The 13,419-nt window shown below is 72.7% G+C and carries 10 protein-coding genes; 7 read left to right on the top strand and 3 right to left on the bottom strand.

Annotated elements, in window-relative coordinates:
* The first annotated feature begins 149 nt into the window (after positions 1-149).
* Together V1258_RS06840 and V1258_RS06835 are read left to right on the top strand one after the other, a co-directional pair.
* On the top strand, positions 150-4,022 hold the full coding sequence (locus V1258_RS06840; protein WP_329748953.1) for a Pls/PosA family non-ribosomal peptide synthetase: 3,873 nt from the start codon (positions 150-152) through the stop codon (positions 4,020-4,022).
* Complete coding sequence (locus V1258_RS06835) at positions 4,019-5,353, top strand: M1 family metallopeptidase (RefSeq protein ID WP_329748952.1); 1,335 nt, start codon at positions 4,019-4,021, stop codon at positions 5,351-5,353. The genes V1258_RS06840 and V1258_RS06835 overlap by 4 nt, the downstream gene beginning before the upstream one ends.
* Before the next feature lie 61 nt (positions 5,354-5,414).
* Here the strand turns inward: V1258_RS06835 and V1258_RS06830 are convergent, their stop codons facing one another.
* The gene (locus tag V1258_RS06830) at positions 5,415-5,912 is read right to left on the bottom strand and encodes a 4'-phosphopantetheinyl transferase family protein (RefSeq protein ID WP_329748951.1); all 498 of its coding nucleotides are present in this window, start codon (positions 5,910-5,912) and stop codon (positions 5,415-5,417) included.
* 54 nt (positions 5,913-5,966) lie between these two features.
* Here V1258_RS06830 and V1258_RS06825 point away from each other — a divergent pair, with 54 nt between their 5' ends.
* Together V1258_RS06825 and V1258_RS06820 are read left to right on the top strand one after the other, a co-directional pair.
* A complete protein-coding gene (locus tag V1258_RS06825) occupies positions 5,967-6,272 on the top strand; it encodes a hypothetical protein (RefSeq protein ID WP_329748950.1) in 306 nt (101 codons plus the stop codon).
* A gap of 86 nt (positions 6,273-6,358) precedes the next feature.
* Complete coding sequence (locus V1258_RS06820; protein ID WP_329748949.1) at positions 6,359-7,237, top strand: hypothetical protein; 879 nt, start codon at positions 6,359-6,361, stop codon at positions 7,235-7,237.
* 133 nt (positions 7,238-7,370) lie between these two features.
* On the opposite strand, the gene V1258_RS06815 is transcribed toward V1258_RS06820, so the two are convergent.
* Together V1258_RS06815 and V1258_RS06810 are read right to left on the bottom strand one after the other, a co-directional pair.
* Positions 7,371-8,513 carry a Gfo/Idh/MocA family protein gene (locus V1258_RS06815; protein WP_329748948.1) on the bottom strand — a complete coding sequence of 381 codons (1,143 nt, stop codon included), beginning with the start codon at positions 8,511-8,513 and terminating at the stop codon, positions 7,371-7,373.
* Positions 8,510-9,853: an ROK family protein gene (locus tag V1258_RS06810; RefSeq protein WP_329748947.1), complete on the bottom strand. Its 1,344-nt coding sequence runs from the start codon at positions 9,851-9,853 to the stop codon at positions 8,510-8,512. Before V1258_RS06810 ends, V1258_RS06815 begins: the two co-directional genes overlap by 4 nt.
* 101 nt (positions 9,854-9,954) lie before the next feature.
* Here V1258_RS06810 and V1258_RS06805 point away from each other — a divergent pair, with 101 nt between their 5' ends.
* The 3 genes from V1258_RS06805 (at position 9,955) to V1258_RS06795 (ending at position 13,228) form a co-directional block, all read left to right on the top strand.
* Complete coding sequence (locus tag V1258_RS06805; RefSeq protein WP_329748946.1) at positions 9,955-11,235, top strand: ABC transporter substrate-binding protein; 1,281 nt, start codon at positions 9,955-9,957, stop codon at positions 11,233-11,235.
* Positions 11,236-11,348: 113 nt separating this feature from the next.
* On the top strand, positions 11,349-12,317 hold the full coding sequence (locus V1258_RS06800) for a carbohydrate ABC transporter permease (protein ID WP_442878585.1): 969 nt from the start codon (positions 11,349-11,351) through the stop codon (positions 12,315-12,317).
* Positions 12,314-13,228 carry a carbohydrate ABC transporter permease gene (locus V1258_RS06795; RefSeq protein WP_329748944.1) on the top strand — a complete coding sequence of 305 codons (915 nt, stop codon included), beginning with the start codon at positions 12,314-12,316 and terminating at the stop codon, positions 13,226-13,228. The genes V1258_RS06800 and V1258_RS06795 overlap by 4 nt, the downstream gene beginning before the upstream one ends.
* Positions 13,229-13,419 lie beyond the last annotated feature (191 nt).

The raw sequence follows: 13,419 nt of genomic DNA, 5'->3' as shown, positions 1-13,419 counted from the left end.
ACGGACCCCCGCGCGGAGTAGGGTCGCGACCAATCCGGGGCGCCTCCTGGAGACTCCTGCCCTGCTCAGAGACCGATACCCCTGAGAAGTCGGGTACACAGAGACCTCTTTTTGTCGCGTAAACCAGAAAAGGGGACGAGAATCCTCCGATGCACGATTCGCCTCCCGCCCTCCTGCCCCCGCTGCTCGGTGGTGAGCGCGCCCCCGCTCCCCGCACCCTCGTGGACATCCTGCGGGAGACCGTCGAGCGCGCCGGGGACTCCCCCGCCGTCGACAGCGGCCGCGACACCCTCACCTACACGGAGCTCGACGAGGCCGCGACCGAGCTGGCCGACCGCCTCGCGGCCGCGGGCGTGCGCCCCGGCGACACCGTCGGCGTACGCATCGCCTCCGGGACCGTCGACCTGTACGTCGCGATCATCGGCATCCTCTACGCGGGAGCCGCCTACGTCCCCGTCGACGCCGATGACCCCGACGAGCGGGCCCGCGTGGTCTTCTCCGAATCCGCAGCGGTCGCGATCCTCGGCGACGGCCTCGCGATCACGCCCACCGCCGCGGCCCGCACCGGCGAGCTGCCCCCGCTGCGCGAGGTCGAGCCGACCGACGACGCGTGGATCATCTTCACCTCCGGCTCGACCGGCACCCCGAAGGGCGTCGCCGTCAGCCACCGCAGCGCCGCGGCCTTCGTCGACGCCGAGTCGCGGATGTTCCTGCAGGACGCCCCCATCGGACCCGGCGACCGGGTGATGGCGGGCCTCTCGGTCGCCTTCGACGCGAGCTGCGAGGAGATGTGGCTGGCCTGGGCGTACGGCGCGTGCCTGGTCCCGGCGCCGCGCTCCCTGGTGCGCTCGGGGATCGACGTCGGCCCGTGGCTGCTGAGCAACGGGATCACCATCGTCTCGACCGTCCCCACCCTCGTCGCGCTGTGGCCGCTCGCGTCGCTCGTGGACGTGCGCCTGCTGATCATGGGCGGCGAGGCGTGCCCGCCCGAGCTCGCCGCCCGCCTCCAGGCCCCCGGCCGCGAGGTGTGGAACACCTACGGCCCCACCGAGGCGACCGTCGTCGCCTGCGGTGCGCTGCTCGACGGCACCGACCCGGTGCGGATCGGCCTCCCGCTGGACGGCTGGGATCTCGCCGTGGTCGACGAGTCCGGCCGGCCCGTCGGCGTCGGCGAGACGGGCGAGCTGATCATCGGCGGCGTGGGCCTGGCCCGCTATCTCGATCCCGCCAAGGACGCCGAGAAGTACGCCCCGATGCCGTCCCTCGGCTGGGAGCGCGCCTATCGCTCCGGCGACCGGGTGGTCAACGATCCCGACGGGCTGCTGTTCGGCGGCCGGGCCGACGACCAGATCAAGCTCGGCGGGCGCCGCATCGAGCTCGGCGAGATCGACGACCAGTTGCTGCGGCTGACGGGTGTGGTCTCCGCCGCGGCCGCGGTCCGCTCCACCGACTCCGGCAACAAGCTCCTCGTCGGCTACCTCACGGTCGACGAGCGCTTCGACGCCGACGCCGCCCGCGCCCTGCTGCGCGAACGGATGCCGGCAGCGCTCGTGCCCCGCCTCGCCGTGGTCGAGGAACTGCCCACCCGCACCTCCGGCAAGGTCGACCGCGACGCCCTGCCCTGGCCGCTGCCCACGGCGGCGGGCGGCGCCTCGGAGCTGTCCGGCACCGCCGCCTGGATCGCGGAGATCTGGGCGGAGGTGCTCGGCGCCGCGGCGACCCGGCCCCAGGACGACTTCTTCGACCTCGGCGGCGGCTCCCTCACCGCCGCGCAGGTGGTCTCGCGCCTGCGCACCGAGCATCCGGAGCTCGCCGTCGGCGACGTCTACACGCATCCCACCCTCGGCGAGCTCGCCGAGCTGCTGGACTCCCTCGAGGGCGGGACCGTGCACACCGACCGCACGGTCCGCCCCGTCGGGGCCCTCTTCCAGCTCGCGCAGCTGGTCGCCCTCGTGCCGCTGCGCGCCCTCGCCGCGCTGCGCTGGCTGACCTGGTTGATGCTCGGCTCGACGCTCGGCGCGGCCCTCACCGGCCTGCCCTGGCTGATCTCCTTTCCGCTGCCGGTACTGCTGCCCGCCGCGGTGGTGCTGCTCGTCCCGCCCGTGCGGATGACCCTCGCGGCGCTGCTCGCACGCCTGCTGCTGCTCGGCGTCGGGCCCGGCACGCACCGGCGCGGCGGCTTCACCCATCTGCGGCTGTGGCTCGCCGAGCGCAGCCAGGACGAGCTGCGGGCGACCCCGCTCGCGGGCGCGGGCTGGATGATCTGGTACGCCCGCGTGCTCGGCGCCCGGATCGGGAAGTCCGTGGACCTGCACTCGCTGCCGCCGGTCACCGGGCTGCTGACCGTCGGGGCGGGCGCCTCGATCGAGCCCGAGGTGGACCTCGCGGGGCACTGGGTCGACGGGGACCGGCTGATCATCGGCACGGTGAAGATCGGCAAGCAGGCCCGGATCGGCGCCCGCTCGACCCTCGGCCCCGGCACCTCGATCGGCCGCGAGGCGGAGCTGGCCCCCGGCTCCGCGGTCTCCGGCCCGGTGGGCGCGGCCGAGTTCTGGTCCGGATCCCCCGCGGCGCCGCAGGGTGAGGCCCGCGGTCCGTGGGAGGACGGCGCCCCGCGCCGCTCACCGCTCTGGCTGCCGCTCTACGGCCTGCTGGGCGTGGTGATCGCCGCCTTCCCGGCCGTGGCCGCGGCGATCGGCGCGAGCGTGCTGCTGCCCGCGCTGCGCGGCACCGGGTCGGCGCAGGAGGCGCTGCGCGCGGCCCTTCCGTGGCTGCCGCTCGCGGCCGGCGTCGGGTATCTCGCGCTGCTGCTGCTCGTGCTCGCCCTGGTGCGGCTGCTAAGCCTCGGGCTGCGTCCCGGGCACGTGCCGGTGCGCTCCGCCGCGGGCCTGCGGATCTGGGGCACGCTGCGGGTTCTCGACGAGGCCCGCACTTGGCTGTTCCCGCTGTACTCGGGGGCGCTGACCCCGCTCTGGCTACGCCTGCTGGGCGCGAAGGTCGGGACGGGCGTGGAGGCCTCGACGGTGCTGCTGATCCCCTCCCTGGTGACCATCGGCGATCACGCTTTCCTCGCCGACGACACCCTCGTCGGCCCGTACGAGCTGGGCGGCGGCTGGATCCGCGTCGAGCGGGTGAAGGTCGGCAAGCGCGCGTTCGTCGGCAACTCCGGCATGCTCGCCCCGGGCCGCAAGGTGCCGAAGCGGTCGCTCGTCGCGGTGCTGTCGGCGGCGCCGCGGCGCAAGCGGGCGAAGGCCGGCGGCTCGTGGCTGGGCAGCCCGCCGCGCAGCCTGCGCCGCACGGCCGACGAGCAGGACGCCTCGCGCACCTACGATCCGCCCCGGCGCCTGCAGGTGCTGCGCGGGATCGTGGAGACGGGCCGCGTCGTGTCGATGCTGGCGCTTATCGTGCTGCTCGTCGCGGTCGCCGCGGCGCTGTGGTCCCTGCTCGAGCGGGACCTGGTGCTCGCGCTGCTGCTCGGCGGCCCCGTGCTGCTCGCCGGGTCGATCGCGGCCGCGCTCGTGGCCGTGCTCGCGAAGTGGCTGATCGTGGGGCGGCACCGCGAGGGCGAGCACGCCCTGTGGACGTCCTTCGTGTGGCGCAACGAGCTGGCCGACACGTTCACCGAGGTGCTCGCCGCGCCCTGGTTCGCCGGCGTGACCACCGGCAGCCCGGCGCTCGTGTGGTGGCTGCGCGCGCTCGGGGCGCGGATCGGCCGCGGCGCCTGGGTCGAGAGCTACTGGCTTCCGGAGACGGACCTCGTGCGCCTCGGTGCCGGCGCGACCGTGAACCGCGGCTGCGTGGTCCAGACCCACCTGTTCCACGACCGGGTGCTGTCGATCGACGCGGTCGAGATCGGCGAGGGCGCGACCCTCGGCCCGAACGGCGTGATCCTGCCCGCGGCGACGATCGGCGACCATTCCACCGTCGGCCCCGCGTCGCTGGTGATGCGGGGAGAGGGTGTACCGTCGCGCACGCGCTGGATCGGGAACCCGATCGGCCCGTGGGAGGACGACGACGTATGAGACCTGGTACCGATCCCTATGTACCCGGACACGGGGATCGCGGTTTCGCGGTCCTCCACTACGACCTCCGCCTGACGTACCGGATGGTCTCCAACCGGCTCGACGGCGAGGCGACGCTCACCTGCCGCGCGCTCGCCGACGTGCCGAGCCTCGGCCTGGACCTCCATGCGCTGCGCGCGAAGAAGGTGGTCGTCGACGACGAGTCGGCGCGCTTCAGCCACAACGGCTCGAGGCTCACGGTGCGCCGCCCGCTGCGCGCTGGCGAGGAGGTGACGGTCCGGATCCGCTACGACGGCACCCCGCGGCCGGTGCCCTCGAAGACGCTGGGCTCGGCCGGGTGGGAGGAGCTGACCGACGGCGTGATCGTCGCGGCACAGCCCCACGGGGCGCCGAGCTGGTTCCCGTGCAACGACCGGCCCGACGACAAGGCCACCTACACGATGGTCCTCACGACCGGCTCGGACTACCACGTGGCCGCGTCCGGGGAGCTCACCGATCTGCGGCATTCCGGATCCACCACCACCTGGACCTACGAGCAGACGGTGCCGATGGCGACCTATCTCGCGACGGTGCAGATCGGACGCTACGCGGTCACCGAGCATCCCGGCGCCCCGGTGCCGGTGCGCACGGTCGCCCCGCCGCGGCGGAACGCGCGGGACTTCGCGGCGGGCTTCGGCCGGCAGGCGGAGATGGTCGACGTCTTCGCGGAGCTGTTCGGGCCGTACCCGTTCTCCTCGTACACGGCCGTGATCACCGAGGACGACCTCGAGATCCCGCTCGAGTCGCAGGGCCTGTCGACGTTCGGTGCGAACTTCGTGGACACCGACTGGGACGCGGTGCGGCTCGTCGCGCACGAGCTCGCGCACCAGTGGTTCGGCAACGCGGTGACGGCGTCGAGCTGGAAGGACATCTGGCTGCACGAGGGCTTCGCCTGCTACGCGGAGTGGTTGTGGTCGGAGCACTGCGGGGCCCGCTCGGCGCAGCAGTGGGCCCGGCACCACCACGGCAAGCTGTCGCGCCTGCCGCAGGACCTGCTGCTGTCGGATCCGGGCGCGAAGCTGATGTTCGACGACCGGATCTACAAGCGAGGCGCTCTGACGGCGCACGCGCTGCGGGTCCGGGTGGGCGACGACGCGTTCTTCGAGATCCTCCGCAGCTGGGTCGCGGCGCACACGGGCGGCTCGGTGACGACGGAGATGTTCATCGCCCACGCCGAGCAGGTCAGCGGCGAGGATCTCACCGAGCTGTTCACGGCGTGGCTCGACGAGCTGCCGCTGCCGCCCCTGCCGGGGCCGGCGCGGGGCGGGATCCCCGGGGTGTGCCGTCGCTGAGGCGGTGTGGCCGGCACGGCCGTGCGCACACGGCGCCGTTCCGCCGGGCAGCCGGGGCGGTTCAGCCGACGCGCCGCGCCAGCACCAGCATGTTCCCCGGCGGGGCGGGCAGCTCGCGGAGGTCGTGGTCGGCGAGGCGGACGCGGGGCATCGGGACGGTGAGCCCGGTGCCGAGCAGCTTCAGCACCGCCTCCTTCGCGGCCCAGACGGCGGCGCGCCGGGCGGGGTCCCGGGGGTCGGTCTCGTCGGGATGGAGCACGAGCTCCGCGTCCCAGCCGCGCTCGACGGCCGCGATCTGCTCCAGGTCGACGCCGATCGCTCCGCCGCGGGCGACGGCGCTGGCCAGGTGCTCGCCGCTGCGGGAGAGGCTGACGGCGACGTCGTCGGCGTGCCCCGCGGCGCGCGCCCAGGGCCGTCCGTGCCGGGATGAGCCGCACAGCGGGCACAGCCGCCCGACCCGCACCGCATCGGCCGGGACGCCCAGCAGCTCGCCGACGCGCTCCCGTAGCACCTCATCGGCGTCCTCGAGGGCGGAGTGCAGGCGCACCGGGGAGTCCATGGGCCGCAGTCTAGGGTGGGGAGCTCCCCGCTCGGACGGCTAGGCTCCTGGCCCATGGAGTCCTCGCCCCGCCGCCGCTTCGACGCCACCTGGCTTCCCTTCGGGATGATGATCGGCTTCGTGGTCGGGATGGGATTCGGCCTGATGATCGTCGACGACCTGCTGCTGGGCGCCGGCATCGGCTTCGCGGTCGGGATCGCGCTCGGCGTGGTGCTCGGCCTCCGCGGCCGCCGCGGCGGGCCCAGCGAGGAGGAGATCGAGGACGCCTACCAGGACCAGCTCCACGGCAGCGCCGACGGGCCGGCGGAGGCCCCGTCGTCACCCCCGGCGGACGGCTCCCCGGAGGAGCCGCGCGGCTGAGGCCGGGGTTGTGGCGCGTCCTACGATCTGCGACGGTGGAGATGCGGCGCCGCAGGGGGCGGCACCCTGACCAGGGGGAATGCACCATGAGACGACTTCGGACCCTGTTCGCGCTCGCCGCGGGGGCGGCTCTGCTCGCCGGCTGCGGCGGGAGTGCGGGAGGTGAGGAGGACACCGGCGCGGCCCCGCCCGCGGCCGAGTCCGGCACCTCCGACGGCGGTGGCGAGACCACCGACGAGGAGTCGTCGGACGGCGCATCGGGCTCCGACGACGGATCCGGCAGCGATGACGAGTCGGGCTCCGACGACGAGTCGGGCGGGGGCACGGGCACCGCGGGTGCGACGCCGCGGGTGCAGTTCACGCCGGACCCCGCGGGGCCGACCGCCGACGAGATCTCCCAGGCCGACCTCGCGACCGAGCTCGGCGCGATCTTCGGCGCAACCGCGGCTTGCGACGGCTCCCTCGACCTGACGAGCGGCGAGACGCAGACCTGCGAGGCCCCTGCCGCCCTCGAGGGCGATGAGACGGCGACCTGGATCGCCGTCGGCGTTGCGGTGATGAGCCCCGAGGGCTATGAGTCCGGGACGACGTGGGGGCTGATGTTCCTGCAGACGGACGAGCCGCCCTCGGAGGGGGCGCTGCAGGTCCTGCGCTCGAACGTGACGGGGCTCGGGATGGGCAGCGGCTTCGGCCAGGAGGAGATCTCCGCCGAGGACCTCGCCGACACCACCTTCCAGGTGATCACGGCCGACAACGCGTACGTGCCGTGGGTCGACGTCGCCGACTGGGAGTCGGTCGAGTGCGACGACTCGATGGACTTCTCCCGGTTCGAGCAGGTCGAATGCACGGCGCGGACCACCGACGGCGGCGCCTGGTCGCTCAGCGTGCTGCCCGGCGACTTCGTCGACAACGACCGCGGCCTGCTCGTCGGGAACAACGGCCCGCGGGAGGACCCGGCGGGCTGATCCAGGCGGGCCGAGCCCGACGCTCTGCACAGAGCACGGCGGGGCACCGCGCACGGCGGGGCGGGGCGAGCACCTCTCGGGGTGAGCGCCCCGCCCCGCCGTGGCGTCGGCCGATCCATCAGACCCCGGCCGGTCAGGCGGGGAGCGTCACCTCGGCGCTCATGCGGGCGGAGGCGTAGCAGGCCTCGAGCACCTGTGCCCGGCGCAGGGCGAGCGAGCCGTCGTGACCGGCCCAGTCGCCGGAGCGGACGTCGGCCACGAAGGACGCCACCGCGGCGGCGTGGCCCCCGTCGGCCCCGATCGCCGGGCGGATCTCGGCGGGCATGCCCTCGACCTCGGTGTGGATGATCAGGCGGTCCTCGCCGCCGCCCCATTCGAGGGTCGCGCCGCCCTCGGAGCCGTAGAGGGTGACGTAGCAGAGGTCGTGCGGGATCCACTGCGCCCAGCTGGACTCGAGGAGCAGCGTCGAGCCGCCCTCGAGGCGGAGGAAGGCGGTGGCGAGGTCCTCGACCTCGAAGGGCGCTCCCTCCTCCTGCTGGGAGACGCCGAAGCCGCTGCCGCCGCGGCCGCGCGGGCCGAAGGCGGCGTGGGTCGAGGCGGTGGCGGTGAGCACCTCGGGCTCGCCGAGGAGGTGCAGGGTCATGTCGAGCATGTGCACGCCGATGTCGACGAGGGCGCCGCCGCCGGAGGACTCGGCCTTGGTGAACCAGGTGCCGAGCCCGGGGATGCCCTGGCGACGGATCCAGCCGGTCTTCGCGTAGTAGATGTCGCCGAGCACCCCGGAGGCGACGACGCCGGCGAGCGCGGTGACATCGCCGCGACGGCGGTGGTTGAAGGACACGTCGAGCACGCGACCGGCGCGCCGGGAGGCCTCGACCATCGCTTCGGCGTTCGCGGCATTCTCCGCCATCGGCTTCTCGGTGAGGACGTGGATCCCGGCCTCGAGCGCGGCGATCGCCATGGTGGAGTGCAGGAAGGTGGGGGTCGCGATGGAGACGACGTCGAGCTCGGCCTCGGCGAGCATCTGCCGCCAGTCGGGGTAGCGCAGCTCCACGCCGTGCTCGTCGCCGAAGCGGGTGAGCAGGTGCTCCTCCATCGCGGAGAGGGCGACGAGGTCGACATCGGGGTGGGCGGCGTAGGCGGCGACGTGCTGCTGCCCGGCCCAGCCGAGCCCGATCACGCCGGCGCGCAGGCGGGGCGCGGTGATCGAGGTGTCCGACGGGGCCGCGGCCGACGCGGGTCCGGGGGCGGCGGTGGCGGTGGGGTCAGGGGTCATGGTGGTCCTTCCGTGAGGGGGTCGTGCGTCCCGCCCCGTCGCGGCGACGGGTCGAGGAGGTCCAGGGGGGAGGCCCGGAGCAGCGCCCGGGCGTGCTCGACGGCGCCGCTGAGGACGACGTCGCTGCCGAGCTCGGACGCGGCGAGCTCGGGGAACGGGGCGCGGACGAGGTGCGGCAGCCGCGAGCGGGCATGCTCGAGGACCGGGCCCATCGCCGCGGAGACGCCGCCCGCGACGACGATCCGGTCGACGTCGAGGAGGCTGAGGAGGATGGTCGAGAGGCGCGCGATCCGCTCGCCGATCCGCTCGAGCACCGCGCGGGCGAGCGGATCGCCGACGGCCGCGGCGCCGAAGACGTCGGGGGCGCTGAGCCGGTCACGCGGGATCGCGGCGAGCGGGGACGGCCGGGTCGACCCGTCCGCGGCCGGGTCGGCGGACGTGCCGGCGGCGTCATGACCGTCGGCGGCGACCCGCGCGGCGGCGGCGTCCCGACCGTCGCCGGCGTCCAGCGCCTCGAGGGCCCAGCGCCGCGCGAGCTGCGCGACGCCCTCGGCGCCGACGTCGTCCTGGAGCACCGCGTCGAGGAAGCGCATCTCGCCGGCGCCGCCGCGACGTCCGTGCAGAAGGCGGCCGTCGATGATGATCCCGGCGCCGATCCGCTCGCTGAGCAGCAGGGTGACGAGGTTGTCGGTCGGGTGCCGGGCATGCTCGGCGAGCGCGGCGAGGTTCGCGTCGTTCTCCACGACGACCCGGCCCGGCAGGTGCTCGGGGAAGTCCGCGTTCATGAGCCACCAGAAGGGGCTGGTCCCCGTCGGCGAGGCCCCGTGCGGATCGACCGGGGCGGGGATGCCGATCACGGTGAGCAGCGGGACGAGGGGCTCGGTGGACGTCGGGGCGATCTCGGCGGCGGCCGCACGGAGCACCTGGTCGACGATCTCGCGGACGATCGCCCGCCGACGGCTGCGACCGGCGTCGTCCGGGGCGGTGTCGGTCGGGTCCACCTCGCGCGCGGCCACGGCGAGTTCCCTGCCGCGGAGGTCGACGGCTCGCGCGCGGTATCCGCGCCGGCCGGCGTCGACGCCGACCAGCACCCCGGCACCGCGATGGAGCCGCAGCCGGCGGGCGGGCCGACCGCGACGGCTCTGCCCCGCGCGTCGGCTGTCCTCGAGCTCCTCGAGCCAGCCGGCGGCGGCGAGCTCATCGCACAGGCCGAGGATGGTCGCGCGGGTCAGACCGGTGGCGTCCATCGCCTCGGCGGCGGTGAAGCTCTCGGCGTCCAGGGCGACGCGCAGCAGCTCGTCGGCGCTGAGCCGACGCTGGGGACCCATCGGCACGGCCATCCACACCTCCTTGACGCGGCCTGTGATGAGCACCATACTTTCGACACGCATTAGATCTAGCAACTGAATTTATCAGTCGCGAGGCCGTCGAGGAGACATAGATGTCACTCAGAACCCCCGCCGCCCGTCCCACGCGGCGCTCCCTGCTCACTGCCGGAGCCCTCGGCGCCGTCGGTGCGCTGAGCGCCGGAGGACTCGCCGGCTGCTCCAGCTCCGGTCGGCCGAAGGTGACCTTCCACCAGGCTAAACGCGAGGTGGTCCCCCACTTCCGCGAGCTCGTGAGCGCGTACAACTCCGAGCAGTCGGCGTTCACCTATGTGCACGACATGGCCACGAACCTGCAGGCGGGCTTCGTGCGCTCGAGCCCTCCGGACCTCGCCCTGCTGAACTACAACCTCGAGATGGCCCGCTTCATGGAGCGCGGCGCGCTCTCGGACCTTTCCGACCTCCCGGAGGCGGGCATGATCCGCGCGGACGTCCTCGACCTGGTCGACTGGTATCCCGGGTACGAGGACCGCACGAGCGTCATCCCGTACTCGGTGGCGGCGGCCTCCGTCATCTACAACAAGCGCCTCTTCGAGGAGCACGGCGTCGAGGTCCCCACCACCTGGGACGAGCTGATCGCCGCCTGCGAGACGTTCCTCGGGGCGGGCGTCACCCCGATCTACGGCACGTTCCCGGATCTGTGGACGCTCTCGCAGGGGCTGTTCGACTACACGATCGGCGGCCTCGTGGACGTGCGGGACTTCTTCACCCGGCTCGGCGAGCTGGGCGAGGAGGTCGGCCCGGACTCGGAGGTCTCCTTCCAGGGGACCCTGCTCGAGCCTGTCCGGCAGATGCTCGAGCTGTTGCCCTTCCACAACGAGGACGCCGCGAGCCGCACCTACGGCGACGGGAACACCGCCTTCGCCCAGGGCCGCGCCGCGATGTACCTGCAGGGGCCGTGGGCGCTGGTCGAGATCGAGAAGGGCGAGACCGACATCGAGCTGGGCTCCTTCCCGCTGCCCGTCACCGACGATCCGGACGACCGGATGATCCGGGTGAACGTGGACCTGTCGCTGTGGGTGCCGGAGCAGGCGGACCAGCCCGACGGGGCGCGGGCCTTCCTGCAGCACCTGATGCTCCCGGAGATCCAGTACCCCTACAACGAGCTGGCGCTCGCGTTCAACACCACCGAGGACGGCCCCGCGGTCACCGATCCGCGGATCGCGGAGATGCAGCCCTACTACGACGACGGACGCTTCTACATGGGCGCCTCCCAGTTCATCCCGCCGACGATCCCCTTCGGCAACTACCTCCAGGAGATGGTGCTGGGCGCGGACCCCGAGCCGATCCTGGCCCGGGTGGACGCGGAGTGGTCGCGGCTCGCGTATCGCGCCTGACGGCGGGCTGACCTGCTTCTGCCGCGCTCTCGCTGCTCTCCCTCGCCGCTCACCTGCCCCCTGCTCCCGCTGCCCTGCCTCTACTCCCCTGTTCCCGATCCCGAGGACGTGACATGTCAACGACGACACACTCCGATCCATCACCACGACCGCGGGTGGCCTCCCGCCCGCAGGAGGGATCCCGCCCCGACGCGGCGACCCGCCCCCGCGCGGCAGGCCGCCGTCGGGTGGACCCGACCTACTACCTGTTCCTCTTCCCCGCGCTGATCATCTTCACGCTCGCGATCACGCTCCCCGCCGTCATCGGCTTCGTGTACAGCTTCACGAACTCGGTCGGCTTCGGCGACTGGGAGTTCATCGGCCTGCGCAACTACATCGCCCTCTTCCAGGACCCGAACATCCTCAGTTCGTACCTGTTCACGCTCGGCTTCGCACTGGTGACGGTGGTCGTGGTGAACGTGATCGCCTTCGCGCTCGCGGTCGGGCTGACCTCCCGCATCCGCTTCCGCACGGCGCTGCGCACGATCTTCGTGATCCCGATGGTGATCTCCGGCATCATCATCGCCTTCGTCTTCAAGTTCCTGCTGTCGAACTCGGTCCCGGCCCTCGGGCAGGCGCTGGGCATCGGCTGGCTCTCGGAGTCGATCCTTGCGAACGAGAACCTCGCCTGGCTCGGGATCGTGCTGGTCACGGCCTGGTCGACGATCCCCGGGACGATGCTGATCTACATCGCAGGTCTCGTGACGATCCCCGGCGAGCTGTACGAGGCGGCGGCGATCGACGGAGCCTCCGCCCGGCAGCGCCTGCTGCGGATCACCCTGCCGATGGTCTCCGGCTTCATCCTCATCAACACGATCCTCGGCTTCAAGGGGTACCTGAACGCCTACGACATCATCGTCGGCCTGACCGACGGCGGCCCCGGAACGGCGACCCGCTCGATCGCGATGACGATCTTCAAGGGCTTCAACGGCGGGGACTACGGGTACCAGATGGCCAACGCCGCCGTCTTCTTCGTCATCACCGTGATCATCGCGGCGTTCCAACTGCGGCTCACTGCCGGGAAAGCGAGCTTCGGAGCATGAGCACCATCGGGCAGTCCCCCGCGACTCAGACCCCGACCGCCACCTCGACCGACAGGTCCTCCGGCGGTTCCCGCACCCGCACCGGCATCGGCTCGGACCGGCCGAGCTGGCCGCTCACGATCACGCTGATCGTGTGCTCGCTCGCCGTCCTGGTGCCGCTGCTGGTCACGATCAACATGTCCCTCAAGACGACGGCCCAGGCGGTCGACGGCCAGGCCTTCACCCTGCCGGATCCGTTCTCGATCTCCGGGTACCTCGAGGCATGGCAGCTGACCAACTTCCCGCGCGGCCTCGCCATCTCGGCCCTGATCACGGCGGTCGCCGTGGCGGGAGAGATCGTGGTCTCCTCGCTCGCGGCGTACGCGATCGTCCGGAACTGGGATCGTCGCCTGTTCCGCTGGTCGTTCTACTACCTGCTGGCGGCGATGTTCATCCCGTTCCCGGTGGTCGCGCTGCCGCAGGTGAAGCTCACCGGCATCGTCGGGCTCGACAACCCGGCCGGCGTCGCGATCCTGCACATCGTGTTCGCCCTGGCGTTCAACACGCTGCTGTTCACCGCGTTCCTGCGGTCGATCCCGATCTCGCTGGAGGAGTCGATGCGGGTGGACGGCGCGACCACATGGCAGGTCTTCGTCCGGTTGATCTTCCCGTTGCTGGCCCCGATGTCGGCGACGGTGGGGATCTTCGCCTTCCTCGGCTCGTGGAACGACTTCATGATGCCGAGCCTGATCACGACCAACCCCGAGCTGCAGACCCTGCCGGTGCTCCAGCAGATGTTCCAGTCGCAGTTCAGCAACAACTACAACATCGCGTTCGCGTCATACCTGATGGCGATGGCACCCGCGATCGTGGTGTACATCCTCACGCAGAAGTGGGTGATCTCGGGCCTGACCCAAGGCGCGGTGAAGTAGGGCCGGACGACATCGCAGACCGCCGGCCCCTCCCCCGCGCCGGACGGTGCCGGCGCTCGTGGGCAACCTGCCGTCGGCCCCGCTCGACGGGCGTTCGCCTCGCCGCTGATGCCGACGCCGGGCGGGGCGGGGGCTCCGGCCAGCAAGTGGGGCGAAAGCCCACCCGTCCGTCAAAAGGGGCCGCTTAAACA

Source organism: Brachybacterium sp. J153, assembly GCF_036311905.1.
Lineage (GTDB): Bacteria > Actinomycetota > Actinomycetes > Actinomycetales > Dermabacteraceae > Brachybacterium.
Note: the sequence above shows the minus strand (reverse complement) of the source record. Positions and strands in the feature narration are given on the sequence as shown.

Bases quoted from the DNA above. Each gene is read 5' to 3' on its own strand.
- V1258_RS06810 (WP_329748947.1), bottom strand. From the start codon at position 9,853: ATGGCCGTGCCGATGGGTCCCCAGCGTCGGCTCAGCGCCGACGAGCTG.
- V1258_RS06830 (WP_329748951.1), bottom strand. From the start codon at position 5,912: ATGGACTCCCCGGTGCGCCTGCACTCCGCCCTCGAGGACGCCGATGAG.
- V1258_RS06805 (WP_329748946.1), top strand. From the start codon at position 9,955: ATGTCACTCAGAACCCCCGCCGCCCGTCCCACGCGGCGCTCCCTGCTC.
- V1258_RS06795 (WP_329748944.1), top strand. From the start codon at position 12,314: ATGAGCACCATCGGGCAGTCCCCCGCGACTCAGACCCCGACCGCCACC.
- V1258_RS06835 (WP_329748952.1), top strand. From the start codon at position 4,019: ATGAGACCTGGTACCGATCCCTATGTACCCGGACACGGGGATCGCGGT.
- V1258_RS06825 (WP_329748950.1), top strand. From the start codon at position 5,967: ATGGAGTCCTCGCCCCGCCGCCGCTTCGACGCCACCTGGCTTCCCTTC.
- V1258_RS06815 (WP_329748948.1), bottom strand. From the start codon at position 8,513: ATGACCCCTGACCCCACCGCCACCGCCGCCCCCGGACCCGCGTCGGCC.
- V1258_RS06800 (WP_442878585.1), top strand. From the start codon at position 11,349: ATGTCAACGACGACACACTCCGATCCATCACCACGACCGCGGGTGGCC.
- V1258_RS06840 (WP_329748953.1), top strand. From the start codon at position 150: ATGCACGATTCGCCTCCCGCCCTCCTGCCCCCGCTGCTCGGTGGTGAG.
- V1258_RS06820 (WP_329748949.1), top strand. From the start codon at position 6,359: ATGAGACGACTTCGGACCCTGTTCGCGCTCGCCGCGGGGGCGGCTCTG.